This is a genomic window from Sinorhizobium sp. CB7, assembly GCF_041357635.1.
In the GTDB taxonomy this organism is placed as follows: domain Bacteria; phylum Pseudomonadota; class Alphaproteobacteria; order Rhizobiales; family Rhizobiaceae; genus Rhizobium.
On sequence record NZ_JAULLL010000007.1, the window covers coordinates 156,567 to 183,023 of the forward strand.

26 protein-coding genes are annotated in these 26,457 nt (G+C 59.1%); 10 read left to right on the top strand and 16 right to left on the bottom strand.

Going from position 1 to position 26,457, the window contains the following annotated elements; translation table 11 throughout:
* Positions 1-32: 32 nt before the first annotated feature.
* The 3 genes from AAE029_RS15040 (at position 33) to AAE029_RS15050 (ending at position 2,582) form a co-directional block, all read left to right on the top strand.
* Positions 33-452 carry a helix-turn-helix domain-containing protein gene (locus tag AAE029_RS15040; protein ID WP_371073664.1) on the top strand — a complete coding sequence of 140 codons (420 nt, stop codon included), beginning with the start codon at positions 33-35 and terminating at the stop codon, positions 450-452.
* A gap of 181 nt (positions 453-633) precedes the next feature.
* Positions 634-1,872 carry a methionine adenosyltransferase gene (metK, locus tag AAE029_RS15045; protein WP_371073665.1) on the top strand — a complete coding sequence of 413 codons (1,239 nt, stop codon included), beginning with the start codon at positions 634-636 and terminating at the stop codon, positions 1,870-1,872.
* Positions 1,873-1,880: 8 nt separating this feature from the next.
* Positions 1,881-2,582 (top strand): tRNA (guanosine(46)-N(7))-methyltransferase TrmB, encoded by a 702-nt coding sequence (locus AAE029_RS15050; RefSeq protein WP_371073666.1) that lies wholly within the window; start codon positions 1,881-1,883, stop codon positions 2,580-2,582.
* Between the two features lie 61 nt (positions 2,583-2,643).
* Here AAE029_RS15050 and AAE029_RS15055 read toward each other — a convergent pair whose 3' ends face one another.
* The 6 genes from AAE029_RS15055 to AAE029_RS15080 all read right to left on the bottom strand — a co-directional run bounded on the left by AAE029_RS15055 (position 2,644) and on the right by AAE029_RS15080 (position 7,408).
* On the bottom strand, positions 2,644-2,958 hold the full coding sequence (locus AAE029_RS15055) for a hypothetical protein (RefSeq protein ID WP_371073667.1): 315 nt from the start codon (positions 2,956-2,958) through the stop codon (positions 2,644-2,646).
* Positions 2,959-3,042: 84 nt separating this feature from the next.
* Positions 3,043-3,252: a hypothetical protein gene (locus tag AAE029_RS15060; protein ID WP_371073668.1), complete on the bottom strand. Its 210-nt coding sequence runs from the start codon at positions 3,250-3,252 to the stop codon at positions 3,043-3,045.
* Between the two features lie 338 nt (positions 3,253-3,590).
* Positions 3,591-3,974: a response regulator transcription factor gene (locus AAE029_RS15065; RefSeq protein ID WP_371073669.1), complete on the bottom strand. Its 384-nt coding sequence runs from the start codon at positions 3,972-3,974 to the stop codon at positions 3,591-3,593.
* 230 nt (positions 3,975-4,204) lie between these two features.
* Positions 4,205-4,840, bottom strand: a complete 636-nt coding sequence (locus AAE029_RS15070) for a response regulator transcription factor (RefSeq protein WP_371073670.1) — start codon at positions 4,838-4,840, stop codon at positions 4,205-4,207.
* Complete coding sequence (locus tag AAE029_RS15075) at positions 4,803-6,416, bottom strand: sensor histidine kinase (RefSeq protein ID WP_371073671.1); 1,614 nt, start codon at positions 6,414-6,416, stop codon at positions 4,803-4,805. Before AAE029_RS15075 ends, AAE029_RS15070 begins: the two co-directional genes overlap by 38 nt.
* A gap of 521 nt (positions 6,417-6,937) precedes the next feature.
* Positions 6,938-7,408: an MEKHLA domain-containing protein gene (locus AAE029_RS15080; RefSeq protein WP_371073672.1), complete on the bottom strand. Its 471-nt coding sequence runs from the start codon at positions 7,406-7,408 to the stop codon at positions 6,938-6,940.
* A gap of 449 nt (positions 7,409-7,857) precedes the next feature.
* On the opposite strand from AAE029_RS15080, the gene AAE029_RS15085 reads away from it, so the two are divergent.
* A complete protein-coding gene (locus tag AAE029_RS15085) occupies positions 7,858-9,267 on the top strand; it encodes a uracil-xanthine permease family protein (RefSeq protein ID WP_371073673.1) in 1,410 nt (469 codons plus the stop codon).
* A 145-nt stretch (positions 9,268-9,412) separates the two neighbouring features.
* Here AAE029_RS15085 and AAE029_RS15090 read toward each other — a convergent pair whose 3' ends face one another.
* On the bottom strand, positions 9,413-9,670 hold the full coding sequence (locus AAE029_RS15090; protein WP_371073674.1) for a DUF1150 family protein: 258 nt from the start codon (positions 9,668-9,670) through the stop codon (positions 9,413-9,415).
* A 44-nt stretch (positions 9,671-9,714) separates the two neighbouring features.
* Positions 9,715-10,146, bottom strand: a complete 432-nt coding sequence (locus AAE029_RS15095) for an Hsp20 family protein (protein WP_371073675.1) — start codon at positions 10,144-10,146, stop codon at positions 9,715-9,717.
* Positions 10,147-10,368: 222 nt separating this feature from the next.
* Here AAE029_RS15095 and AAE029_RS15100 point away from each other — a divergent pair, with 222 nt between their 5' ends.
* Positions 10,369-11,313 carry a nucleoside hydrolase gene (locus AAE029_RS15100; protein ID WP_371073676.1) on the top strand — a complete coding sequence of 315 codons (945 nt, stop codon included), beginning with the start codon at positions 10,369-10,371 and terminating at the stop codon, positions 11,311-11,313.
* Between the two features lie 82 nt (positions 11,314-11,395).
* Here the strand turns inward: AAE029_RS15100 and AAE029_RS15105 are convergent, their stop codons facing one another.
* The 3 genes from AAE029_RS15105 to AAE029_RS15115 form a co-directional block, all read right to left on the bottom strand.
* Positions 11,396-13,741 (bottom strand): methyl-accepting chemotaxis protein, encoded by a 2,346-nt coding sequence (locus AAE029_RS15105; protein WP_371073677.1) that lies wholly within the window; start codon positions 13,739-13,741, stop codon positions 11,396-11,398.
* Positions 13,742-14,081: 340 nt separating this feature from the next.
* On the bottom strand, positions 14,082-14,981 hold the full coding sequence (locus tag AAE029_RS15110) for a ribokinase (RefSeq protein ID WP_371073678.1): 900 nt from the start codon (positions 14,979-14,981) through the stop codon (positions 14,082-14,084).
* A 53-nt stretch (positions 14,982-15,034) separates the two neighbouring features.
* Positions 15,035-16,264: a DNA recombination protein RmuC gene (locus tag AAE029_RS15115; RefSeq protein WP_371073839.1), complete on the bottom strand. Its 1,230-nt coding sequence runs from the start codon at positions 16,262-16,264 to the stop codon at positions 15,035-15,037.
* Between the two features lie 220 nt (positions 16,265-16,484).
* Here AAE029_RS15115 and AAE029_RS15120 point away from each other — a divergent pair, with 220 nt between their 5' ends.
* From AAE029_RS15120 to truA, 4 genes are all read left to right on the top strand, one after another.
* Entirely contained in the window at positions 16,485-17,990 is a 1,506-nt protein-coding gene (locus AAE029_RS15120; protein WP_371073679.1) for a methyl-accepting chemotaxis protein, read from the top strand.
* Between the two features lie 97 nt (positions 17,991-18,087).
* Positions 18,088-18,603 (top strand): peptide deformylase, encoded by a 516-nt coding sequence (def, locus tag AAE029_RS15125; RefSeq protein WP_371073680.1) that lies wholly within the window; start codon positions 18,088-18,090, stop codon positions 18,601-18,603.
* Positions 18,604-18,749: 146 nt separating this feature from the next.
* Positions 18,750-19,685 (top strand): methionyl-tRNA formyltransferase, encoded by a 936-nt coding sequence (fmt, locus tag AAE029_RS15130; protein ID WP_371073681.1) that lies wholly within the window; start codon positions 18,750-18,752, stop codon positions 19,683-19,685.
* On the top strand, positions 19,685-20,488 hold the full coding sequence (gene truA, locus AAE029_RS15135; protein ID WP_371073682.1) for a tRNA pseudouridine(38-40) synthase TruA: 804 nt from the start codon (positions 19,685-19,687) through the stop codon (positions 20,486-20,488). Before fmt ends, truA begins: the two co-directional genes overlap by 1 nt.
* 496 nt (positions 20,489-20,984) lie before the next feature.
* Here the strand turns inward: truA and AAE029_RS15140 are convergent, their stop codons facing one another.
* The 3 genes from AAE029_RS15140 to dapD form a co-directional block, all read right to left on the bottom strand.
* The gene (locus AAE029_RS15140; protein ID WP_371073683.1) at positions 20,985-21,581 is read right to left on the bottom strand and encodes a hypothetical protein; all 597 of its coding nucleotides are present in this window, start codon (positions 21,579-21,581) and stop codon (positions 20,985-20,987) included.
* Positions 21,568-22,761 carry a succinyl-diaminopimelate desuccinylase gene (dapE, locus tag AAE029_RS15145; RefSeq protein WP_371073684.1) on the bottom strand — a complete coding sequence of 398 codons (1,194 nt, stop codon included), beginning with the start codon at positions 22,759-22,761 and terminating at the stop codon, positions 21,568-21,570. Before dapE ends, AAE029_RS15140 begins: the two co-directional genes overlap by 14 nt.
* A 109-nt stretch (positions 22,762-22,870) precedes the next feature.
* A complete protein-coding gene (gene dapD, locus AAE029_RS15150) occupies positions 22,871-23,728 on the bottom strand; it encodes a 2,3,4,5-tetrahydropyridine-2,6-dicarboxylate N-succinyltransferase (protein WP_371073685.1) in 858 nt (285 codons plus the stop codon).
* Positions 23,729-24,042: 314 nt separating this feature from the next.
* On the opposite strand from dapD, the gene AAE029_RS15155 reads away from it, so the two are divergent.
* Positions 24,043-24,903: an LOG family protein gene (locus AAE029_RS15155; RefSeq protein ID WP_371073686.1), complete on the top strand. Its 861-nt coding sequence runs from the start codon at positions 24,043-24,045 to the stop codon at positions 24,901-24,903.
* Between the two features lie 57 nt (positions 24,904-24,960).
* On the opposite strand, the gene AAE029_RS15160 is transcribed toward AAE029_RS15155, so the two are convergent.
* Both AAE029_RS15160 and AAE029_RS15165 read right to left on the bottom strand, forming a co-directional pair.
* Positions 24,961-25,566, bottom strand: a complete 606-nt coding sequence (locus AAE029_RS15160; protein WP_371073687.1) for an EF-hand domain-containing protein — start codon at positions 25,564-25,566, stop codon at positions 24,961-24,963.
* Between the two features lie 110 nt (positions 25,567-25,676).
* Positions 25,677-26,384, bottom strand: a complete 708-nt coding sequence (locus AAE029_RS15165; RefSeq protein ID WP_371073688.1) for a pyrimidine 5'-nucleotidase — start codon at positions 26,382-26,384, stop codon at positions 25,677-25,679.
* Between the last annotated feature and the right edge of the window lie 73 nt (positions 26,385-26,457).

Sequence of the window (26,457 nt, forward strand, 5' to 3'; positions counted from 1 at the left end):
GAACTGAGTGTGTAATTTGCAAGGGCAACACGATGATTGAAAATAAAAAGAAGCCGAACCCGATCGACATCCACGTCGGCAGCCGTATCCGTCTCCGCCGCACCATGCTGGGCATGAGCCAGGAGAAGCTCGGAGAAAGTCTCGGGATCACCTTTCAACAGATCCAGAAGTACGAAAAGGGAACCAACCGCGTCGGCGCAAGCCGCTTGCAGAACATCTCGAGCATCCTGAACGTCCCGGTATCATTTTTCTTCGAGGACGCCCCGGGTGAGCATTCCGGATCCCTGACGGGGATGGCTGAAGCATCCAGCTCGAACTATGTCGTCGATTTTCTCTCTTCCTCCGAAGGGCTGCAGCTCAACCGCGCCTTCGTGAAGATTTCGGATCCCAAGGTGCGCCGTAAGGTTGTCGAGCTCGTCAAGGCGCTCGCAGCTGAAGCCGACGCCGACTGAATCCCAAAAAAGCCGCGAAATGCAAAAAGGCAGCAGATTTGGCTGCCTTTTCGCTTTTGGCGCAAAAAAATGTCCCCCAAAGGCAGATATAAAGATATATTTATGTCCTTCTGTGCTTGTTTTTCGGTTGCGAACTGACTAACAACTAAGTGAATTTCGTTTCTTTGAGGGGAATCCCGAAATGCGCGCTAATTACCTCTTCACGAGTGAGTCTGTTGCCGAAGGTCATCCGGACAAAGTGTGTGACCGAATTTCCGACGAAATCGTGGACCTGGTCTACCGCGAGGCGGCCAAGACCGGCGTCAACCCTTGGGGTGTGCGCATTGCCTGCGAAACCCTCGCTACGACCAACCGTGTCGTGATCGCCGGCGAAGTTCGCCTGCCGCCGAGCCTGATGAAGAAGGACAAGGATGGCAAGGACGTCATCAACCCTTCCAAGTTCAAGGCCGCTGCGCGCCGCGCCATCCGTGACATCGGCTACGAGCAGGACGGCTTCCACTGGAAGAAGGCAAAGATCGATGTTCTTCTGCATTCGCAGTCGGCCGACATCGCTCAAGGCGTCGATAACGCCGCCGATCAGCAGGGTGATGAAGGTGCAGGCGACCAGGGCATCATGTTCGGCTACGCCTGCCGCGAGACGCCGGACCTTATGCCTGCGCCGATCTACTACTCCCATAAGATCCTTCAGCTGCTCGCTGCTGCCCGCAAGAAAGGCGAAGGCGACGTTGCCAAGCTCGGTCCGGACGCCAAGAGCCAGGTCACCGTTCGCTACGTCGATGGGAAGCCTTCGGAAGTGACTTCGATCGTTCTTTCCACCCAGCATCTCGATGAGAAGTGGGATTCGAAGAAGGTTCGCGCAGTGGTCGAACCCTACATTCGCGAAGCGCTTGGCGATTTGAAGATTGCCGAGGATTGCAAATGGTACATCAACCCGACCGGCAAGTTCGTCATTGGCGGACCGGACGGCGACGCGGGCCTGACGGGACGTAAGATCATCGTTGACACCTACGGCGGCGCGGCCCCCCATGGTGGCGGCGCGTTCTCCGGCAAGGATACGACGAAGGTCGACCGTTCTGCCGCTTACGCTGCCCGCTACCTTGCGAAGAACGTTGTTGCCGCCGGCCTTGCCGATCGCTGCACCATCCAGATCTCCTACGCAATCGGTGTTGCGCAGCCGCTTTCGATCTACGTCGATCTGCATGGAACCGGCAAGGTCACGGAAGATGCGGTTGAAGCCGCGATCCGCAAGGCGATGGACCTGTCGCCCTCAGGCATCCGGCGCCATCTCGACCTGAACAAGCCCATCTATGCCAAGACCTCCGCCTATGGCCACTTCGGCCGCAAGGCCGGCCGAGACGGTTCGTTCTCCTGGGAGCGCACGGACCTCGTCAAGCCGCTCAAGGATGCCATCAAGGCTTGAATTCATTGATGACGGAGACGGAACGCCGGTCGCGTGCAACAGAAGCATTTTTTGGCCGCCGAAAAGGCAAGGCGCTACGGAGCCTGCAGGCCGAAAAGCTGAAGACACTGCTGCCGGCTTTCCTGATCGATCTGTCGGCACCGCCGCCGCAGCCCCTGGACGGGCTGTTCCCCAAGCCGGTAGAGCGCATTCGCCTGGAGGTCGGCTTCGGCGGCGGCGAGCACCTCATTCACCGGGCGCTGGAAAATCCGACGGTCGGCTTCATCGGCGTGGAGCCATTCGTCAACTCCATGCAGAAGCTGCTGGCCCGCGCCGATGAAACGGGTGCTGATAACATCCGCGTCTATAATGACGACGCCACGCAATTGCTCGATTGGTTGCCCGATGCATGTGTCGACCAGATCGATCTGCTCTATCCCGACCCCTGGCCGAAGAGAAAGCACTGGAAGCGCCGTTTCGTGTCGGCGGTCAATCTCGATCGCTTCCATCGCGTGCTGAAGCCTGGCGGCCTATTCTGTTTCGCATCCGACATCGATACCTATGTCAACTGGACCCTCATCCACTGTCGCGATCATGGCGGTTTTGAATGGACGGCGGATAATGCGAGCGATTGGCTGACGCCGTTTGAAGGTTGGCCGGGTACGCGCTACGAAGCCAAGGCGCGTCGGGAGGGACGTTCTTCAGCCTATCTCACATTTCAGTCGGTCTGAGCCGGCGGCTAGAGCGTTCAGCTTTTCTCGGAAGCGCAGAACCGCTCTAATCTTTTTGTTTTTACGCAATTCCGGACGGAAAACCGCTTCGCAGTTTTCCTGGAATTGCTCTAAAAGCGCTACGGATCGAGCCGATGACTCGGCTGCCGTTGACCTTCAAGGCAGCCGGCTCTCTTTCGTCCACTGCATCATGACTGACCGGCATTTTCCGCCGAGCCGCCATGAAGAGATCGAGCTCCGTCCTGGACGCACCATAGCGGTGGAAGATTGCTTCTGCTTCAGCCAGCGATAGACCATAGGTACGTGCGAAGCCTGCAGTCTGGTAGATAGGCCTCTTATTCGCCTTCTCATGGTTCGTCGAGAATATTTGCGTCATTTTTCCGCTCCAGAGCGGGATGCCGAAAAGTATGAGCAGTTTTCGGCTGAAATCCCGCTCTAACTATTTGATGTAGATCAGTATTCAGATTTTAGGCCGATTCGGCCTTAAATCGTCCTGATCTAGCGGCTGGGATGAACTGAAGAGGTTGAGATCGGTTTGGAAGGGACTGGCGCTGGCCGGAAGGGCCGCGATGATGGCGATCGCTTGGGCGATATCAGCGTCCGCGGCCTCGAGTTCGACCAGTCTTTCGAAATTGCGGGATAGATCGACCTTGAACCCGATAGCCTTCACGGTTGCGTCCTCCACGGCAGATCACACCGAATATCGTCACGCGAATCCGCCATTTGCCGGTGCAGCTCTCTGGATCTTGACGGACGCGCCGGTTGCGATTGCGACTTTGTGGGTCCCTTCTGGCATGTCCTTCTCCGTTGGGTTGGATCTGATGGAAAGAACATAACGGCCACCCCCAAGGCAGGCATCTATACCAACGTTTAGATGGGCTAGACTTTGATCTTGTACGCCTTTCGCGAGGCAGGCGCGCACACTACAGCGCTGCGCGTCTTATCAGACGCGCAAAAGGCGCTATAGCACTTTGAATGGATGCGTAAGTCCGGGGAAGGGCCTCGACCTCAGGCCTTCCGATGCCGCAATTCCAATGCCGATTCCAGGGAATTTATGAGCGGGTCTATTTCGACCGGCTTTCCGAGGAATGCGTGGGCGCCTCCCTCCATCGCGGCGGAACGTGTCCTGTCATCGCCATAGGAAGTCATGAAAATCATCGGAGGATGGTCCCCTTCGCTGTTCAGGATAGTCTGAAGTTCTATTCCGCTGAGGCCGGGCATCTTCACATCGACGAGCATGCAGTCGATGGTTTCGCGCATTTCGTAGGCCAGGAACTCTTCCGCCGAAGCGAACAGGCGGCTCTCATAGCCGCAGGACGTGACCAAGTCGTCCAAGGCCTCACGGATGGCCTCATCGTCATCGACGATTGCGACTGTGGATGTATGGGACAATCTCTAAAACCTCATATGCGTAGTTTGTTATCGAAGGCGGCAATATACCGCCAATACGGGAAATACTCCTTCCGGCAGCGGGGAGGTACCATACAGAAGTCTAGGGCAGTGCAATTCCTACAGCCGGATGATTTCAGGTCGAATTGACCCTGAAATCTAAATCCGCCTCTAATCAAAAGATTAGAGCGGAATGTCGCCCGAAGACCGCGCACACTTTTCGGCATCCCGCTCTAGAGCATTTCCGTCTTGCGCACGAGGTCGGCAACGGAGCGCGCTTGCATCTTGCGCATGACATTGCCGCGATGCAGCTTGACGGTTATCTCGGTGATGCCAAGCTCATAGGCGATCTGCTTGTTCATCATGCCCTTGACGACGGCGGCCATGACTTCTTTTTCGCGTGGCGTCAATGTCTCTGCCAGAGCCGCAACGGCGCCGCTGGCCGCCATTTCCTGTCGCCTTGCGGCATCCTTGTTCAAGGCAGCGCTGACTGCATCCAGAATGTCCTGATCCCGGAAAGGCTTGATAAGGAAATCGACGGCGCCGGCCTTCATGGCTTTTACGGACATTGGGACGTCGCCATGGCCGGTCATGAAAACGATAGGCATCTTGTTTCCCATCCGCTCGAGCTCGGTCTGGAAATCAAGCCCGCTGAGACCGGGAAGCCGTACGTCGAGCAGCAGGCAACCGGCGCGCTCCGGCCCGGCACCATCCAGGAAGGACTTCGTCGAATCGAAGCACATCGCTTCGATCTTCACGGATTCGAATAGATCGGCCAGCGCATCGCGCATCGAAGGGTCGTCATCGATGATATAGACGACCGGGTGCTCTTCACGAGAGGGTGGCCGAGGCCGTTCCTTGTCGGGCATCTTCTTCCTCCGTCGGTAGAATCATTTCGAATACGGCGCCGCCTTCGGGATGATTGCGGGCCAGAAGCTGGCCGCCGCGTGACTCCAGGGTGCCGCGGCAGATTGCAAGCCCCAGACCCATTCCAGATTTCTTCGTCGTGAAAAAGGGCTCGAACAGCTTTGCCATGTGCTCGTCATCGATTCCTGGTCCAAAGTCGCGCACGGCTATTGAGATTTGCCTGTCCGCCATCGTGCTTGATGTGACAATCAGTCTTTTGGTGGGCGAGCTTGCTTCGCTCATGGCTTGAATGGCGTTGGTCATCAGATTGACGAGCACCTGCTGGATCTCGATGCGCACGGCCCGTACGACCGGGATTTTCGGATCCGCCTCGATATCGAGGATGACCGCATGGCGCTGCAGATCGCGCTCCATCAGGGCGCGAGTCTCATTCAGAAGTGCTTCGAGATTGACAATCTCTAACGGCTGCGCGGAATCCATCAGCGCGCGACGCGTATTGGAGACGATTTCGCTTGCTCGCTGGCTGTCGCGCACCATGCGCTCGACGGATCGCTGTACCCTTTCGAGATCAGGTGGTTCGCGTTTCAGCCAGCGAAGGCAGGTCTGCGCATTCATCAGCAGAGCACCAAGCGGCTGGTTCAGGTCATGGGCGAGCGACGCGGAGAGGACGCCCATGGTCGTCGTCCGCGACGCTTTTGCAAGGGCAGCCTGGGCTTCGAGCAGTGCTTTCTGCGCCATTTCTCGCTGGGTAATGTCAAGCATGCCGACGACAACGCGGTCGTAGGCGGCGGCGTCGTCCGGAAATCTTATGCTGGCCAGAACGAGCTTGGTCTCTCCGCTGTCCATGGTCAGTACGCCATTACCCTCGAAATGCTTTTCTTCCCGGAAGATCGCATCCATGAGATCAATGAAGATTTCATCATTCGGCGGAGCAAAGAGCCTTCCTCTGGCCGATAGTTGGCCATCGGCGACATGGCCGATCAGTTCCAATGCCGCCCGGTTGGCGGCGACGGTTCGCATCAGGCTGCTGCATTGCGAGATGATGGACGGGTCCCGCTTTATCTCTTCCCTCAAGTCACTCACGCCTTGCGCCTTGAGTGACATGAGATAGTTCCGGGCAGCCGCGTAGTCCCGTTCCCACAGGGCTACCCGGCTTCCTTCGAAGATGGCACGGTAGCGGGTCTCGCTGTCGCGCAGGGCGGTATTCGAGGCCATGAGTGCGCTGCGCGAGGCTTCGTTGCGCAAAATCAGCGCAGCGGTAATGAGAAGGGCAGAGAACGAAACCGCAAGGCGCAGCAGTGCCGGGAGGTCTGCGTTCGAGCCATGAGTCCAAAAATAGCTGAGGACCGTCAAACCGCCGCAGCCGATGGCCAGCAACCTGATCCCTTCTGCGCTCAATATCTCGGCCGAAAGCAGGAGAACAAGAACATAGAGGACGGCGACGGCACTCTCGATGCTGGTGAATGTATCGATGTAGAAAACCACAACGGCCAGCACGAGGGCCGTGAGCCCAAGGGCAATATCATGGCCTGGCGTTCCCCGCCGGCTGATCAGTTTTGAAATCCCTAAAGAGTTCATGCCCTCTGTCCCGCAGGATCTTCTTACAGAATCCATCATAAGATTACGCGCGACAATACCCTAGTGAAGAGTAAGCGCTTTCAAACCTATACAAAGGTGTGGTGATCATCGCCTGCGCAGAGGGAAATTCAGATAAAAAGGACCGCTCCGCAGGGCGGTGCGGAGCGGTTTCTGGCGGATTCTGGATCCGCGGGCTCGCGGCGGAGGGGGACGCCGGGCCAAAAAGGTAGCGGGGGGAGGTGCTACCTGACGCCGCGAAAGTTGGGAGGCTTGCTTCGTGGCGTTAAGAAAAAAATTAGATTAGATTGGCCGCCATTGTAACTATACATAGGTATTGGTCGGCCTAGTCTGACATTGAATGGCGGGGACCGCTCGGATTTCAGGTCGCATCGAGCTGAATCCGTCCAATCAAAAGTCGGAGCGGGGTGTCGCCTGAAAACCGCGCACATTTTTCGCCCTCCCGCTCTTCCTCGATCGAGACGAGGGATCTCGTTCGAAAATTCAGGACTTTTCCGCTGCGATTACTCGTCCTGCCACGAGGAAAACGTGGCGGCCTGTCCCAGCCGTCGTCCGGTTTCATCTACGAGCTGCCAGACGATCGCTTTCTCGATCCAGAAACGACGCCCGGATTTCGCGATCCTGAGCCCGCGATAGTTATCGATGAAGCCGTCACGCGTGACGGTGTCCAACAATCGCTGACGCTCGGCTCGATCGGGCAATTCGGCCGAAAGCCGGGAAGGCAGCGTGATGAATTCGTCCCAGGAATATTCGAAGCAGTTTTGTGCCGCCTGATTTGCGTAGATGAAGCGGGGATCGGGCTCGGTATTGTGGGCAAGCACCACGAAGGGCGCGTCATTGTAGAGCCAGTTCGGCCCCTGTCCGTCCTGGACGAGGCGACGGCCGACAATGCGGGCATAGCTTCCAGTCAGGAGTGCGAAAAAGTCGGAGTCTGTGGAGAGATCGAGAGAGTGATTTTCATAAGTGAAGGTCATGAAGCTCCTCATTTTTCAAGCTCGGATCAAATATGGGCGGCAATCGCGGCAGATTGAACGGGTCCGGTCTCCTAGCCTTGTGTCAGACTGTCATACCGGATGACAATGATGCAAAACTACACTATTCTCACCGATCAGATTGGCATAGTCACGATTGCGTGCCACAGACCAACCCGCTCGTAACCATTCATTTGCTTCGAAAAGTCCAGGTTCATGAAGGTGATCGCACCTGAGCTAAGCATGCTGCCCCAGATCATGCTTGAGGATGATCCTCGCTCCCCGAGTTGGGTTGGTTCCGCATCTGGGCTCATGCGCAACAATCATTCTCATCTTATCCGCCTCACAGACAGCACTGCGCAAATGGCGCATCGTCGCGAGAAAACCGACGATCCGCTGTGTGGGGGATCCCTTGATAGCTCAATGAAAACATACACAGGACGGAGAAAGACGTGACTACACAAGGCTTATCCGATCGCGGCGCACCTCAGCACGTGTTCGACATCGGCATCAATGAACGACTGACGCCATCGCAATTCCTGCTTCTCGGATTGCAGAACGTGTTCGGCATGACCGGCATGTTCGTCTTTCCAGGCTTCTTGGGTTATCAGCTAAAGCTACCTCCCGAACAGATCGCCTACCTATACGGCATGACCTTCATCGTCTGCGGTATTATCACCATTTTGCAATCTGTTTTCCTGCTTCGCTTGCCAATCGCGCAGGGACCCTATGCGGGCAGCTTCGCAGCCTTGCTGACCGTCGGCCACCTGGATAATGGCCATGGCCTTGGCGTTGCCTATGGTTCGTTTTTCGTCGCATCCTTGATCTGGTGCGTGTTGAGCCTGCCCATACGCGGGCGGAGTGTCATCAGCATCTTTGCCCGTTTTTTGCGCGTACCGATCATCTCCGGAATGATGGTGATGCTGATCATGATCCAGATTGCGAGCGTATCCTTGCCGAATTGGATCGGCATGCCGACCAGCCCTGGATTTCCGACGGTCAATCTTCTGTCGGGCGCGGTTGCAGTGGCGGCCATCGTCGTCGCGATGTTGTGGGGCGGCCAGCGGTTCCGCCGGATCGCCATTCTCATTGGCTTGGCATTGGGGACCCTGAGCTATACCTTTTTCAACCCCATATCGCTCGCGCCGGTCATCTCGGCTCCGTTCGTCGTGACGCCGAAGCTGTTCCCGTTCGGCTACGGCGTTCGCGTCGATCTGGTGATCGTTTTCCTGCTGGTGCTCATTCCCGCTGGCATGGGCTCCATGGCGCTGTATCAGACGGTGGCCGATTGGGGTGGCGAAAAACTGTCGCCAGGACGCATGTCGGAAGGGATATTGGGCGTGGGGATCGGCTCGGTGGTTGCCGGTCTGTTTGGCGGGTTCAGTACGATCGTCTATCCCGACAATATAGGCATGCTACGCACCACGAGGGTGGGGTCGCGCTATGCGACGCTTGCCGCCGGGCTGTTGCTCATCATATTCGGAGCCTGCGTCAAGTTCGACATGCTGCTGGTGGTGGTTCCGCTGCCAGTGATTTCAGGGGCTGCAACGCTGCTATTCGGGATCGTCTTCATGCACGGCGTTCACATCCTGGCTCAGGTGGAGTGGGATGATCGCCGGTTGATTGCAGCAGGTCTTGCCTTCCTCGTCGGCCTGGGCGGTTTGTTTCTGACCCCACAGACCCAGGAAGCCATGCCGCTTGTCCTGCGTATGATCTTCCAGCAGCCCGTCATCTCCGGCGGTTTGACGCTGGTCGTCCTGCACTCGCTGCTCTGCTCGACAGCGACCAAGCATGATGCGTCCGCCATGGAGGGAAGGCCGCAGCCTGTCGAGGTCGTTTCTGGAGCGCCGCGCGTCCGCTAGGGCGCTCCATCATCTTTACCAACCACCATTTCCACCCGTCGGGCCGATGCGAGGATTGCAGATCTGTCAGAACTGCCGGAAATAATTCAAGACCTCTGACGAATGCCGTCGGTCCGTTGCGGGCCTTTCTTCGAGCCAGCCAGCTTCAATGCAGACTAACAGTCTTCAACTCGTCTTCTGCGGCCTTGAAGAAGGTGCTCGACCTGTTGTCGGTGAGGAGAATCGGCGTCCCGTCTGCGCCGAAGAGAGCCCAGAGGTCGACGCTCGGATCGATATCCGGCGCTTCCGGAAAGCAGCGGGAAACCTCTTCCGTCCGCATCTTGCGAATGTAGGCGACTTCGCCATTGCCGAGATGCGCCAGTTCGGATTGCGTCAGGCGTGCTGTGGCTTCTTTCATCATCATTCCCGTTCCTCCAGTATGAGGGACCAACGGCAATTGCCGTTGTCCTACTGTGAGACCGAAATGTTAATTTTCTTCACCATGCGCTCCGATTCAGGCCGGATCAGATCGACGGAAAGAAGTCCATTCTTCAAGCTGGCACCGAGAACCTGCATCCCATCGGCCAGAACAAACATCCTTTGAAACTGCCTGGCGGCAATGCCGCGATAGAGATAGTCCCGTTCGGGCTGCTCGACCTGCCGTCCGCGAATGATCAGCTGATTTTCTTCCGTCGTGACATCCAGCTCCTCTTCCGAGAAGCCGGCGACCGCCAATGTGATACGCAGCCGTTCCGGTGCATTGGTAAGCGCATCGGCACGCAGGCGTTCTATATTGTAGGGAGGATAACCGTCGCTGACTTTGGAAATACGTTCGAGCGTCTTTTCCATGGCGTCGAAGCCCAGAAGGAGAGGGCTGGCAAAAGGTGTAATCCGGCTCATATCGCAGTCCTTGATTCAAGCGACCTCGCCGGACCCGATTTCGGCATTCCGGCAAAGCTAATATGGGCGCGTGCGCCGTCCTGTGCAAGGAGGCGTGCCAACGGCCCGTTCAGGGGTGCCGCAAGCTGGCTTGACAAGCCGACTTGTCCCCGTTCAACCATGTCGACGATTGCGCCGTACGGCATGGGGCCGGCAGGACGCAGTGAACACGGAATGAGGAAGATGGCTGAGCCGAGAAAAATCATCATCGATACGGATCCGGGACAGGACGACGCTGCCGCCATCATGCTGGCCTTCGGCAGCCGCGACGAGATCGACGTACTTGGGATCACTACCGTCGCCGGCAACGTGCCGCTATCGCTGACCAGCCGGAATGCGCGCATTGTCTGCGAGCTCTGCGGCCGGCAGGACATCAAGGTATTTGCGGGGGCGGACGCGCCGATCGCCCGAAAGCTCGTCACGGCCGAACATGTGCACGGCAAGACCGGGCTCGACGGTCCCGTGCTGGGCGAGCCCGTCATGGCGCTCCAGGAGGGACATGCCGTCGACTTCATCATCGATACGTTGCGCAACGAACCGGAAGGCGCCGTGACGCTCTGCACGCTCGGGCCGCTGACGAACATCGCGCTCGCTTTCCAAAAGGCACCGGATATCGTTTCTCGGGTACGCGAGCTGGTGATGATGGGTGGCGGCTTCTTCGAAGGCGGCAACATAACGCCAGCGGCGGAATTCAATATCTATGTCGATCCTGAGGCCGCCGATGCGGTTTTCCGGTCCGGCGTCGCGATCGTCATGATGCCGCTCGACGTCACACATCAGCTCCTGACGCGCAAGGATCGCGTCCGGCGTATGGCCGATATCGGAACCGCGCCCGCAAAGGCCATGGTGGAGATGCTGGAATTTTTCGAACGCTTCGATATCGAGAAATATGGCTCGGACGGCGGTCCGCTGCATGATCCGACTGTCATTGCCTATCTGCTGAAGCCCGATCTTTTCGGCGGGCGCGACTGCAATGTCGAGATCGAGACCAAATCGGAACTGACGGTCGGCATGACGGTAGTCGACTGGTGGCATGTCACGGATCGCAAGCGCAACGCCAAGGTAATGCGTTATGTCGATGCGGATGGCTTCTTCAACCTTCTGATCGAGCGATTTGGTCGTATCTGAGGCGTGGCCCTCGGATAATACGAAAATAGCAAAAGGCCGCCTGGAGAAATTCCGGCGGCCTTTTGACGGATTTCCTTGCGGCTCAGAATTCCTGCCAGTCGTCCTGAGCGAGCGCCGTGGCGCCATGGCTCTGGGGTTGCGGTCTGCGGGCAGGGGCGGCGGCCGCAACGCTGCGGCCGGGGGACGCCGGTGCACGCATCTGCTGTGCCGTGGCGCGAAGCGCGGACACTCCGGTCTGCGCAGCCTGGCCGGAGATGCGGAAGCGGGCGACAAGCGCCTTCAGCGTCTGGGCCTCATCGTTAAGTGCGACGCTCGCGGCCGTCGTTTCCTCGACCATCGCGGCATTTTGCTGCGTGACCTGGTCCATCTGGTTCATGGCGGAATTGATTTCCTTGAGACCGATCGCCTGCTCGCTGGCCGACGCCGAGATCTGGCGGATGAGGCCGTTGATCTCCATCACCTGCTCGGCGATCTTGTGGAGTGCACCGCCGGCGCGGCCGACGAGGTCGACGCCTTCCTTGACCTGACCGGCCGAGGTGTTGATGAGCGTCTTGATCTCTTTGGCGGCATTGGCTGAGCGTTGCGCGAGCTCGCGCACCTCCTGGGCGACGACGGCAAAGCCTTTGCCGGCCTCGCCGGCGCGTGCGGCCTCGACACCCGCATTGAGCGCCAGCAGATTGGTCTGAAACGCAATCTCGTCGATGACGCCGATGATGCGTGAGACCTCTTGCGAGGATTGTTCGATGCCCTGCATGGATGCGATGGCTTTGCGAACGATTTCACCGGACTTTTCCGCATCCTCCGAAGCGGCGTTGACGCTGCTTGCGGCGGTGCGTGCATTGTCGGCGCTGGAATTGACCTGCGCGGTCAATTCGTTGAGCGCCGCGGCGGTCTCCTCCAGGCTCGCGGCTTGCTGCTCGGTCCGCCGTGCGAGATCCGATGCGCTGTTGCTGATCTCGCCGGTCCCGTTACCGATGTTGCCGACGCCGAGGTTCATCGTCTGGATGGTCTCCTCGAGGCTTGCAAGCGCCGCGTTGAAGTCCTGCTTCAGCTTGGCGTATTCGCCGGGAAAATCCTCCGCGATGCGGTGGCCGAGATTGCCCTGCGAGAGTTCGGCCAGGCTATGACCGAGAACCGAGACAATGCGCCGCTGCAGGGTGACGGATTCGGTGCGTTCCGCCTCCGAGCGATTGCGCTCGGCTTCTGCGGCATGGCGTTGCTCGCTCGCTTCGGTTTCGAGGCGCCGGGTATCTGCAAGCGCGAAACGGAAGCCCTCCAGCGCTTTCGCGACCGAGCCGGTTTCATCGCTGCGATCCTGACCGGCCACGGGCTCGCCATAGTTGCCGGCGCTGAGGCCGTTGACGCTTGTGATAAGCCCGTCGAGCGGCTTCTGAACGAAGGAGCGGACGGCGAAATAGAGCGCGAGCATGACGGCGGCAAGCACGATGAGGCCGCCGACGATCATCATGTAGGTCTGATCGCGCACCGGCGCATTGATCGCGCTGTGCGGCACGTCGACAAGGACGACCCAGGTCGCGTTCAGGCCGGGAACAGCGAAGGGATAAACGACGCGGTCGAACTTTTCGGAGCCGTCATAGCTGAGATTGGTGATCAGGCCGGCCGAAGCGGAGGAAAGCGCGCTCTTGACGACATCCGTGCCCTCGCCGTCATAGTCCTTCATCAGCAGGTCCGGCTTCGGTGCGACCAGCCATCTGCCGCCCTGTGAGAGCAGCAACACCCGGCCGGAACCGAAGGGATGCAGCTTCTGCAATTTATCGGAAAGCGATGCCAGTGAGATGTCGACGCCGGCGACGCCGATCATCTTGCCATCGGACATGACCGGATAGGCAATTGAGCTCATGGTGGTCGGAACGTCCGTGCCCTGCGCCAGGTACGGAGCCGTTATCGAACCCTTGCCGCTATCGGCGGCAAGCTTCCACCATTCGGCAGCGTAGTCGTTGTCAAAAGTAGAGAACTGGATGCCGCCGTCCTTGGTCTTCGACCAGTAGGGGGTGAAGGCGCCCTTGGCATTCCCACCCTCGTCCGTCTTGTTGGCAAGCTCGGTGGTCTTGCCGTCGAAAGCGCCCGTCAGTTCGCAAAACCAGCTTCCGAAGGCGAACGCGTTCTGTTCGACATTGGCCTTGAGGATGTTGATGATGCCTTTGCGATCGAATGAATGTCCGGCATGGCCACGGCCGATGACCGCGGCCATCGAGCGTGCTGCGCTGGCGAGTTCGCCGATATTGGCGGCAGTCTCATTCGCGATGGACTTGGCCTCGGTATTGGCCTGGTCCATGGTCAGGGTCTGTACGCGGTCGCGAGTTTGCGAAATCAGGAAGAAGTTGGAAACGAACAGGACGAGCGCAATTGCAAGCCCCGTTACGACGATGAGCTTGGCCGCTAACGACTTCATTCGGAACATGGACATAGGATTCCTTGGGCAAGGATGCTTCGGATTGCATTATCCGAGCGCAGGGCGGTGGTAGGCCGCTCTGTCATGGAGAGGCCGTCGCGCTAGAGCGCTGTGCGTTCGAACGAACGCACAAAGGACGCCCCAATCTTTAATCTCAAAAGCATCTTTCTGTGTTCAAGTGACAGCACTTGAACACAGGATGCTTTAGCCGGGCGGATAGAGCGCCCGGAAGCGAAGCGAGAATGCCGAGAAATCCGTTAAATTTGGCTAAAACTTTGCACTTACGGCGTCCGATCGCGCCGCTTTTATCGCCTCTGACGCAGGCGCTCCATGACGGTTTCCGTATTGAGACGAATTATATCTTTTTTGCGACGTCGGCGGCGAGCGGTATGGATGGCTGGGCGCCTGGTTTGAGGCAGGCGAGCGAACCTGCGACCGCCGCACGACGCAGCGCGCCGGCAAAATCGAGCCCCTGATCGAGGCTTGCAGCAAGGTAACCGCAGAAGGTATCGCCCGCGCCGACGGTATCGACCGGTTCGATCACGAGGCCCTCGGCGCGAAGCAGTAGGCCCTCATGGATTGCGATCACGCCTTCGGCACCGAGCGTCACGATCAGCGTCTGACCGGTCACCGCATGAAGACGCTGCAAGGCCGCCTCTCGGTCTTCGGCAGTCATGCAGTCCTGGCCGGCGAGCCGCTCGAACTCGGTCTCGTTGGCGATGATGATATCCGCAAGTTGGCCGAGACGGGCAGCCTCGGGAATAAGCGGAGCGAGATTGAGGATGGTCGTGACCTTCGCCTTTTTCGCCGCAGACAGAGCCTTCTCGACAGCCGGGACCGGAATTTCGAGCTGCAGCATGAGAATGTCACCCGCATGCATCGCCTGCACCGTGGCTTCCGCGTCCGGCGCCGCCATCGTTCCATTCGCGCCTGGAACGACGGCAATCATGTTCTCCCCATCGCCGCCCACAAGAATAAGCGCCGTGCCTGTCGGCTCCTTAACCCGCTTGACGGTTGAGAGGTCCACGCCTGCTTCGCTCAGAAGGGCAAGGGCCGGTTCGGCAAAACCGTCATTGCCGGCCGCACCCGCCATCCGGACATTCGAGCCCGCCCTCCGTGCGGCGAGTGCCTGATTGGCGCCCTTGCCTCCTGCGGCCGTCGAAAAGCTGTTTCCGGCGACCGTTTCACCGGCCTTTGGCAGGCGCTCGGCCGTAGCGATGAGATCCATGTTGATGGAGCCGAAAACAGTGATCATGGAGTATATTGCCCTGCCGTTTGAGATTTTCGCCGCGACACTGCCCGAAGCACTCAGTCTTCGTCAACCACCCGCAGCTTCAGTAGGCCGGTACGGCTTTCGGCCGCCTGTGGAGTGGATTCAGTTTTCTCGGCAGTCCTGCCCTCCGCTCCCGCCTCGAATTCCAGGGCTTCGATCTTCGAGCCGCGCTTGGTGAGCTTATCCGCCGATGTGACAATCATGTCGACGTCCTTCTGCGCTTGGGCGAAATGCCCCTGAAGCTTGCGCACGCGCTCATCGAGCCGGGAAAGGTCGTCCATCAAGTGCGCGACCTCGCCCTGGATCAGATGCGCCTGTTCGCGCATCCGCTGATCCTTCAGCACCGCCTGAATGACCTGGATTGACAGCATGAGAAGAGAGGGCGAGACGATGACGATCCGCAAGCGGTGCGCCTTCTGGACGACCGCTTCGAAATTCTCATGGATCTCAGCGAAGATCGATTCGGATGGGACGAATAGAAACGCCGTGTCCTGAGTCTCCCCCGGGATCAGATATTTTTCCGACACGTCGCGGATATGGACCTCCATATCGCGCCGGAACTGCTGGGCCGCCGCCTTCCCGCCTTCCGGAGTGCCCGCCTCGCGGATGGCGTTCCACGCTTCAAGTGGAAACTTGGCGTCGACGACGAGCGGGGGCGAATTGTTCGGCATCCGGATCGTGCAATCGGGGCGCGATCCATTGGAGAGGGTCGGCTGGAAGGAATAGGCGCCATGCGGCAACCCGTCAGCGATGATCGTCTCCATCCGCGCCTGCCCGAAAGCCCCGCGCGTCTGCTTGTTGGAGAGGATTGCCTGCAGACCGACCACATCCTTTGCCAGCGATTGGATATTGCCCTGTGCGGCGTCGATGACGGCGAGGCGCTCCTGCAGGCGCTGGAGATTTTCGTGAGTGGTCTTCGTCTGTTCGTTGATGGTGGCGGTCACACGATGCGACATGCCGTCGAGCCGCTGATTGACGGCATGATTGAACTCCGCCTGTCGGGAGCCGAAAACTTCCGTCATCGTCGCGAGCCTGCCGTGCATTTCGGCCTGGGCGCGCAGGAGCTCGGCCATGCGCATGTCGGCTTCAGCCGCACGCACGGCGGCTTCCTCTAGCTGCCGCTGCTTCAAGCGGTTGGCGCGGACGGAAAGAAAAATGGTGGAAAGCAGCATCACGGCTGCAAGCAGGCCGATCATGGCTTGCGTCGTGGTTGCTTGCGAGAAGTTGTGGCCAAGCAGGGTGATGGTGTCGGAAGTCGCTGAGATCATGGCGCGAAGCATAGCAAAATATTGAACAAAAACTAGATCAAAACGTGAACAAAATCATCTTTCCCGGGTTTTTTCAAGCCATGAGAAAACCGAAAGTTTCATTGCCGACTTTAATAAAAGGTCAATCATATTCGCTGAAAGCTACGTCATCCGACCAAACATTTTTTGCCGGCCGCATTCGTCTTGTCCGGCGCACCCATCGAACAGAGATGCTGATATGAAACCTGAGAATTTTGACGGAGCCCTCAAAGAACGCCTTGATTTCATTGAGCTTGATGAGCGCGCGCGGCAGAATTTGAAGGAGCTGCGCCCGACGCTGGCGGAGCTTCTGGGACATGCTCTGGATAAGTTCTACGACAAGATTGCGAAGACACCGAAGGTCGCGACTTTCTTCCGCGACAGGGGACATATGGAGGGCGCCAAGAAGCGCCAGGAGGCGCACTGGGGAAATCTCGCGAATGGGAATTTCGACTCCTCCTACGTCGCCGGCGTCGTTGCCGTGGGAAAAGCGCATGCGCGAATCGGCCTCGAACCACGCTGGTATATCGGCGGCTATGCGATGCTAATGTCCGAGCTCGTCAAGGGCATCATGGAGAAGCAATGGCCCTTCATGTTCGGCAGACAGCACGCGAAGATGCTTGCCGATAAGCTCTCGGCAGTCGTCAAGGCGTCGATGCTGGATATGGACTATTCCATCTCCGTCTATCTGCAGGCGCTGGAGGATGAGCGACGCAAGCTCGAGGAAGAACGCGCCCGTATCGATGCGGATCAGGCGCTTGCGCTCGATCACTTGCGCAGAGGCCTTGAAGCGCTGTCGCGCGGCGACCTGCAATCCTCGCTGCCCCATGACCTTCCTGGAAATTTCCGGTTGATGGCGGAGGACTACAACAGGGCTGTGGAGGCTCTTCGCGGTTCGTTCACGGCCGTCCGCGAGAGTTCCGGTGCGATCCTGAGCGGCACCGGCGCGATCGCGAAAGCTACGGACGAACTTGCCATGCGCACCGCTCAGCAGGCAGCTGGGGTCGAGGAGAGTTCGGCGGCTTTGCAGCAATTGTCGGTCAGCGTCAACCAGACCGCGGGCAATGCCGAGAAGGCTTCCTCAGCCGTGCGCGACACCCAGGAAAAGGCCAGGAACTCCGGCGAACTGGTCACCAGCGCCGTATCGGCCATGGCTGGAATCGAGAAATCCTCGACGGAGATTTCGAAGATCATCGGCGTCATCGATGAAATCGCTTTCCAGACCAATCTGCTGGCATTGAACGCCGGTGTCGAGGCTGCTCGGGCGGGGGATGCCGGCAAAGGTTTCGCAGTCGTCGCCCAGGAAGTGCGTCAGCTTGCGCAGCGCAGCGCCGAAGCCGCCAAGGAGATCAAGAACCTCATTTCCCAGAGTTCGACGCAGGTCAATGAGGGCGTCAGCATTGTCAGCAACACTGGCGAGGCGTTGGGCGACATGATCCGCCGCATCGACATTATCGACAAGTTTGTCGCCGATATCGCCGCTGCTGCCAGGGATCAGGCGACAGGTTTGAACGAGATCAGCGTTGCAATCCGCAACATGGACTCCATCACCCAACAGAATGCGAGCATGGTGGAGCGCAGCTCGACGGAAACACGCGGGCTCGGCGACGAAGTCGACAAGCTCGTGCGCTTGCTGAGCACGTTCAAGACGCAGGCGAGAGGGCAGGCCGGAAAGACGACGCTGCCCGATCGACGCGTTGCCTGAGGAACGAGCCCGAAAACGGCCACGCCCGCGGAAAAAAAGCAGGCGGGTGCTTTCAGAATAATTCCATCACGGGACAAGATGCGTTATGGGAGACCTCATGACCATCAAGCCTCTCATTATTTTGCCCGATCCACTTCTTCGCCAGGTTTCCAAGCCGATAGAGCGTGTCGATTCCGATGTGACCAAGCTCGCGGATGACATGCTTGAAACCATGTATGACGCGCCCGGGATTGGGCTGGCGGCTATCCAGGTCGGCGTTCCCCGCCGCATGCTTGTGATCGATATTGCCCGCGAAGGGGAGGAAAAGCAGCCGCTGGTTTTCCTCAATCCTGAGATACTCTCCTCCTCGGATGATCGTTCGGTCTATGAGGAGGGGTGTCTCTCCATTCCGGATTACTATGCCGAAGTGGAGCGTCCGGCGAGTGTCACGGTGAAGTATCTCGACCGTGAAGGCAAGGAACAGATCCTCGAGGCGGAGGGCCTGCTCGCCACCTGCCTGCAGCACGAGATCGACCATTTGAATGGCGTCCTCTTCATCGACCATATTTCGCGGCTGAAGCGCGAAATGGTGATCAAGAAATTCACCAAGGCAGCCAAGGCGAAGGTGCTTTGAGGTTCGGGGCCGTCTGCATGAGCGGTGCGTCTTGTAAGACGCACTCGCTGTAACACTTTGAATTACTGCATGGTTTTCTCCTTAAATCGTTCCGATTTAAGGAGAAAACCATGCAGTAGACGGCAGGCCCCGATTGGCAGGAAAACATGTCACTTCGCATCATCTTCATGGGGACACCGGAATTCTCCGTCCCGACGCTTCGCATCCTTGTGGATGCCGGCCACCGGATCCTCGCCGTCTACACGCAGCCTCCACGCCCCGGCGGACGCCGTGGCCTCGATCTGCAGAAATCACCAGTGCATCAGGCGGCCGAACTTCTCGGCCTTCCTGTGCTGACACCCGTCAATTTTAGGGATCCGGAGGAGCGCCGGCGTTTTCGCGAATTCGGGGCCGATGTGGCCGTGGTGGTCGCCTATGGCCTGCTTCTGCCGGAGGAGATACTGACCGGCACGCGGTATGGCTGCTACAACGGACACGCCTCGCTCCTGCCACGCTGGCGCGGCGCGGCCCCGATCCAGCGTGCGATCATGGCCGGTGACACGAAGACCGGCATGATGGTAATGCAGATGGAAAAGGGTCTCGACACCGGCCCGGTCGCCTTGACCCGGGAGGTGGAGATCGGCCCGAACATGACGGCCGGTGAGCTGCATGACAGGCTGATGCTGACCGGCGCCAAGGCCATGGCAGAGGCGATGGTGAAGCTCGAAATGGCCGACCTGCCTCTGACGCCGCAACCGGCTGAGGGCGCCGTCTACGCTGCCAAGATCGACAAGAGTGAAACGCGTATCGATTTCAGCCGAGACGCGAAAGATGTTCATAACCACATTCGCGGCTTGTCTCCTTTCCCGGGAAGCTGGTTCGAGACCGAAATCGCCGGCAGGCTCGAGCGTATCAAGGTCCTTGCCTCCGAGATGGCGGCAGGAGAAGGCTCGCCCGGCGAAGTGTTGTCGGACGATCTGAGGGTCGCTTGCGGCAATGGTGCCATTCGGCTCGCGAAGCTGCAGAGAGCGGGCGGCAAGCCGCTTGCCGCTGGCGACTTCCTGCGCGGAACGCCGCTTGGTCCTGGAACGAGGCTTGGCTGATGCCCCGCTACCGCATGACCGTCGAATATGACGGCGGCCCCTATGTCGGTTGGCAGCGCCAGGAGAATGGTCCATCCGTTCAGGCCGCGATAGAGGGCGCAATTCTCAGCCTGACGGGTGAAACCGTTTCAATCCGCGGCGCGGGCCGCACGGATTCGGGCGTGCATGCGATGGGGCAGGTGATCCATGCCGATCTCGCCAAGGAATGGCAGTCGCACCAATTGCGCAATGCGCTGAACGCCCATCTGAAGCTTGCCGGTGAACGCGTCTCCATACTGGATGTCGCAGCCGTCAGCGACCATTTCGATGCGCGCTTCTCCGCCATCCGGCGGCACTACCTCTATCGCATCATCACCCGCCGGGCCCCGCTCGCGCTTGAAGCCGGCAGGGCATGGTGGGTGCCGAAAGCGCTCGATCACGAGGCCATGCATGCGGCTGCCCAGACGCTCGTCGGAAAGCATGACTTCTCCACCTTCCGCTCTGCACATTGCCAGGCCAACAGCCCGGTCCGCACGCTCGATCGCCTGGACGTCACCCGTGACGGCGATCTGATCGAAATCCGCGCCACGGCCCAGAGTTTCCTGCACAATCAGATCCGTTCCTTTGCCGGTACGCTGAAGCTCGCCGGTGAAGGAAAGTGGACTGCGGATGACGTGCGCGCCGCGCTCGAGGCGCGAGACCGCAAGGCCTGCGGCCCGGTCGCGCCACCGGAAGGCCTTTATTTCCTTCAGGTCGATTATCCCGCGGTCATCAGGAATCGCCATGCGGCCGCCGAGATCCTCGAAGACGACGATCTCTCGTAGTGCTAGCTCTGTGGACTCTCAGGAGGTTGTCCGTGCTGATCGGTGAGGTGGGGATTTCCGTGAGGGATGGGGTGGCCTACAGGGTATCCCGCCAATCCACTGTCTCATTGTTGGTTGTTTGGCGCCGCCGTCGCCCCACCTTCCCTCATTCCTGTGCCTGTCACAGGAATCCAGCAGCGCCGTGTCCACGGCGCGGGAGACTCGCCCTTTCGTAATGCCGGCAGATGGCGGAGATCTCTTCGGCTGGTTCCACCATAACGGCCTGTGCGCAAGTTGACCAGTTGATGGAGTCTTTTCGCCGTGCCGACGCACGGCGGCTGGATTCCTGTAACAGGCACAGGAATGAGGGAGATTGGGGAAGCGTCCGCGCCAGACAACCGCTATCTCGCGCTTCAACTCGGACAACCTCCTGAGAGTTTCACGGCTAGAGCGGGATGCCGAAAAGTGTGCGCGGTTTTCGGGCGACATCCTGATCTATGCAAGGCTGGATTGCGGATCAGGGCGGGGAAAGACCTAAGAAACCCTGCAGCAATTCCGACAGGATCATGGACGGCACGACGAGAACCAGCGTGATTGCACCGACCGTCAGCGGCTGGGCGCCGCAGATCATGCGCAGGACGCGGGAGAGCATGAAGATCAGCACCATCATCAGCACGAGCCAGAGGAGCGAGACCAATCCGGCTGCGCCCGGAACGAAAGCCGCCAGCGCAATTAGTAAGGCATTCAGATAGGAAAGTGGGACGCTCAGCCAGTTTGTGGTCACGACGATCGGGACGAACCGTTCTCCGATGCGAAGCGCCATGAGCAGGAAGCCCGCGAGAATGAGCGGAACCAGCCAGTTCGCAGCCTCGACAAGAGCGAGCCGGAAAAAGAAGGGAAAGCCCGCCGAAGCATTGGCCGGCATCAGCTGCAGATAGGCCTGGCGCCACCAAAGCCAGGAAATGCCCATCGGCGGAAGGCACCAGACGAACGCCCAGAAGGAACGCATCAGGCCGCGGTCCGAAATGTCGAGATAGCTGAATCCCCTGGCATCCATGCGGATCAGCAGCCAGAGACCGGCAAGATAATACTGAACTTCCTTAAAGCTCGGCATTCGCGAACCAGCGTTCGATGAAGGTCTCGTAGACCGCCGTCAGCGTCTCGAGGTCGGCGACAGCGACGCGCTCGTCTATCATGTGCATCGTCTTGCCGACGAGACCGAATTCCACCACCGGGCAATAGTCCTTGATGAAACGGGCGTCCGAAGTGCCGCCCGTCGTCGAAAGCTGCGGCGCTCGGCCGGTCACGCTTTCGACGGCTGAAGAAAGCGAGGCGATCAGCGCATTGTTTCGCGTCAGGAAGACGTGGCTCGGCCGCTCGGACCAAACGACTTCATATTTGGCCGGGCTGCGGCCGGGCCGCAGCGTGGGATCGGCCGCGGCTTTCTCCAGCCGTGCGAGAATTTCCGCCTTCAGCGTGTCGGCTGTCCACGTATCGTTGAAACGGATGTTGAAGCACGCCGTCGCTTCTCCAGGAATGATGTTGCCGGCACCATTGCCGACGTCGATTGTCGTGACTTCCATGTTGGACGGCTGGAAGCTGTCAGTGCCGTCATCGAAAGGCGGGTCCATCAGTGCCCGTGTGAGCTGCAGTATGGAGCGCACGGGATTGTCGGCGAGATGGGGATAGGCGACGTGGCCCTGGATACCGCGGACGGTGATCTTCCCGGAAAGCGAGCCCCGGCGACCGATCTTGACCATGTCTCCTATCCGATCCGGATTGGTGGGTTCGCCGACGAGGCAGGCATCCCAGCGTTCGCCCCTCTCCGCCGCCCATTCGAGAAGCTTGATGGTGCCGTTGATCGCCGGTCCCTCTTCGTCGCCAGTAATCAGGAAGGAGACGGAGCCCTTCGGCGGCCCATGCTTTTCGATATGGCGCGCGATGGCGGCGACGAAGCAGGCGATGCCGCCCTTCATGTCGACTGCGCCGCGCCCGAAGAGCTCATCCCCGGCAATATCGGCCCCGAAGGGAGGATGGCTCCATTCGGCCTCGTTGCCGACCGGAACGACGTCGGTGTGACCGGCAAACATCAGATGCGGACCGTCACCGCCAAGCCGGGCGTAGAGATTTTCGATGTCCGGTGTCCCGGCATCCGTCGCCATGACGCGATTGACCTTGAAACCAAGCGGCGAAAGCATAGCCTCGAGCGCGGAAAGGGCTCCTCCCTCGGCCGGTGTTACGGACGGGCAGCGGACCAAGGTTTGCAGGTTTACGATAGGATCGGTGGCGGTCATGAGAGGCGAGTTATCCGGCGGGAATGGCAAGGGAATGGCAAGGCGGACGGAAGCCCCCTCAAAAAAAATGCGCCGTCTGTTTAGCGGATCAAGATCCGGCTGTCATCGCTCAGTCGCGCAGAAGCTCGTTGATGCCCGTTTTCGAGCGTGTCTTTTCGTCGACGCGTTTCACGATCACTGCGCAATAGAGGTGCGGCGCGGGCTGGCCGTTTGCCATCGTGGCATTGCCGCCCGGCATCGAGCCGGCAACGACGACCGAGTAGGGCGGCACTTCGCCGTACATCACCTCACCGGTCGCGCGGTCGACGATCTTCGTCGACTTGCCGATGTAGACTCCCATGCCGAGCACGGAACCCTCGCGGATGATGCAGCCCTCGACCACTTCCGAACGGGCGCCGATGAAGCAATTGTCTTCGATGATCGTCGGTCCGGCCTGCATCGGTTCCAGCACGCCGCCGATGCCGACGCCGCCGGAGAGATGCACGTTCTTGCCGATCTGCGCACAGGAGCCGACCGTTGCCCAGGTGTCGACCATCGTGTTCTCGCCGACATAGGCACCGAGATTGACGAAGGATGGCATCAGCACGACGCCAGGCGCCAGATAGGCCGAGCGGCGCACGACGCAATTCGGCACGGCGCGGAAACCGGCCTTTTCGAATTCGTGTGCGCTCCAGCCCTCGAATTTCGAGGGGACCTTGTCCCACCAGGACGATTCTCCCGGTCCGCCCTTGACGATTTCCATCGGGTTCAGACGGAAGGAAAGAAGCACGGCCTTCTTCAGCCATTGATTGACGGTCCAGCCGTCCGCCCCCCGTTCGGCGACGCGGGCCTTACCGCTATCGAGCAGATTGAGCGCGGTTTCCACCGCATCGCGCACTTCGCCGCGAGTCGATACATTCACATTGTCGCGATTGTCGAAGGCGGTTTCGATAGTTCTTTCGAGGGAGGCGAGATCGAGAGCGCTCATAAGAATTCCTTAAACTTCAATCTTTGTTGTGAGATTGCACAGTTATCCGGGACGACGATCAGCTGGACGGTGTTCTGCTCTACAGCATGAACCCGGAAAATGAAATGATTTTCGGATAGAATCCTGCTTGGATTCAAAGGCGTTATCGCGGCATATGCGGCGAGCGGACGGCGTCGCTGGCGCTGCTCGTCCACTGCATGTTTTCTTAAATCGGAACCAATTTAAGGAAACATGCAGCAATTCAAAGTGCTACAGCGACCTTTGTGCGTCTGAAGAGACGCACGGCGCCGTAGGAATTATCGAAAGGCATTGAAATGACGAAGATGAGAAATGGCAAGCTGCGGCGCAAAGACGGTGTGTGGGATCCGTTGAAAACCAGCTCCGCCGACAAGCAACGGGCGGAGGCGGTCCCGAAAACGCCGCAATCGCTCTCGCCTTCCTATCGTCTCGCCTATGCCGATGAGGATTTTCTGTGCCGCGAGGAACTGCGACCGATCCGTCTTCAGCTCGAGCTCATGAAGACGGAAATGATGCTGGCGGAGCGCGGCATCAAGTCGACCGTCGTCATGTTCGGCGGCGCACGTATTCCGGCGCCTGGCCAGGGCGCATGGGCGGCGCGCAACGAAGTGCAACGCGCGAATCTGGAGGGTGCTTCCGTCTATTACGAGGAGGCCCGCAAGTTCGCCCGGCTCTGCTCGCGCCATGCCGCGGGCTTCGACTTCCACGAATATGTCATCGTCACCGGCGGTGGGCCGGGCGTCATGGAGGCGGGAAATCGTGGCGCCGCGGACGAGGGCGCCCCATCGATCGGCCTCAACATCGTACTTCCGCACGAGCAGGCACCGAATGCCTACGTAACGCCGGAACTCAGCTTCAACTTCCATTATTTCGCGATCCGCAAGATGCATTTTATGGTGCGGGCCAAGGCGATCGCGGTCTTTCCGGGTGGTTTCGGAACGCTGGACGAGTTCTTCGAGTGCCTGACGCTGATCCAGACCGGCCGGATGGAGAGGCTGCCGCTCATTCTTTTCGGCGAGAAATTCTGGCGCAGCATCGTCAATTTCGACGCCCTTGCCGAATTCGGCACGATTGCGCCTGACGACGTGAACCTCATCAGCTTCGTCGAGACCGCCGATGAGGCCTGGAAGATCATCGCCGATTTCTACGAGCATTGATGGTAGCAAAAAACCCGCCATCGAGGAGATGGCAGGTTCATTTTGAACTGGGAAATATCACAGGAACGGACGATCGGGCATGTCGTCGATCGAGATGACGCCGTCCTTGTTCCGGTCCATGCGGGTGAAGAGCCGCTCCATCGCGGCCTCCGCCTCCTGCTTGCTGATCTGTCCGTTCTCATCCCTATCGATCCTGCGGAACATCAGTGAGGCGCGCATCATGTTTCCATGGCGCCAGTGATGCATGTGTCTTTCCGCTCTCTGGGCGTCGTCCGGACGCGCCTGCTCGCCATTGTCCGCCTGCGGAGCGGGCGCAGTGTCGGCCGGATCCTGATTTCCTTCGCGCATTTTCTGCATCTGGGCCTGACGATACTGGCGGATTTCGCCCGGCGTTATCGAGCCGTCATGGTTGGTATCGATACTGTCGAAGATGCGGTCGACGCCGGCCATGGCCTCTTCCTTGGTAATCTTCGAGTCCTTGTTGGTGTCGAACTGTTTCAGCATGCGAACGAATATGACTTCGCGCACGACGGCACCAGGACGACCCATGCCCGCTCGGGGTCGATCGGCCCGGTCACCCGGCGCGGCAAAGCCGGCCTGCGTCGAAACGCCGATCAGGAGGGCGGAGGAAACCGCTGCCAACAGAAGCTTTTTCCCGTACATGGTATGTCCTTTCGGTTCCAAAAGTCCTGGAACAAAAGGTAGGATGAACGGTGAAAAAGGACCAATTAAACATCGGTAAGGCGGATTACAGTTTCGTAATTCCGATGTGATCAGCCAATAATGGTTTTCAGGAACGACACCAGATCGTCCGTGACGAAATCGATGTGATCGTCCTCGCCGCTGGTCTTCTCCCACCATTCGACGACCGTCTCCTCGAAATTGCGCGGCACCAGAAGCACGGTCTGCATGCCAAGCGCCTTCGGCACTCTCAGATTGCGCGGAAGGTCCTCGAACATGACTGCCTTTGCGGTGTCGACGCGATGGAGGCTCATGAACTTGTCGAAGGTCTCGCCTGCCGGCTTGGGCACGTAATCCGCTGCGACGATGTCGAATATGCCGTCGAAATGATCGAGAATGCCGAGCGCTCCGGCGGTCGCCTGCGCATGCTTCACGCTGCCATTTGTGAAGATGAATTTGCGCCCCGGTAGCGTCTTGATCGCCGCCGCGAGTTCCGGCTGGGGCATCAGGGCGGAGTAGTCGATAGCATGCGCCTTTTCGAGAAAGTCGTCAGGATCGATGCCGTGATGGATCATCAGCCCCTGCAGCGTCGTGCCGTGCTCCAGGTAATATTGCTTCTGCAGCCTGCGCGCCTCGTCCCTGTCGAGCTGAAGCAGGGCGGAAACATAGGCCGTCATGTTCTTGTCGATCTGGGAGAAGAGGTCGACATGATGCGGATAGAGCGTGTTGTCGAGGTCGAACACCCAGTCGGTTATATGGGCGAATTCGGCTTTGGTCGGCATGCGATCGATCTTTGTCATGCTTGTCTTATGGCACGGCGCGGAGGGCAAGGAAATCGGCGCTGCCGATCGGGTGCAAAAATAGACGCCTGAT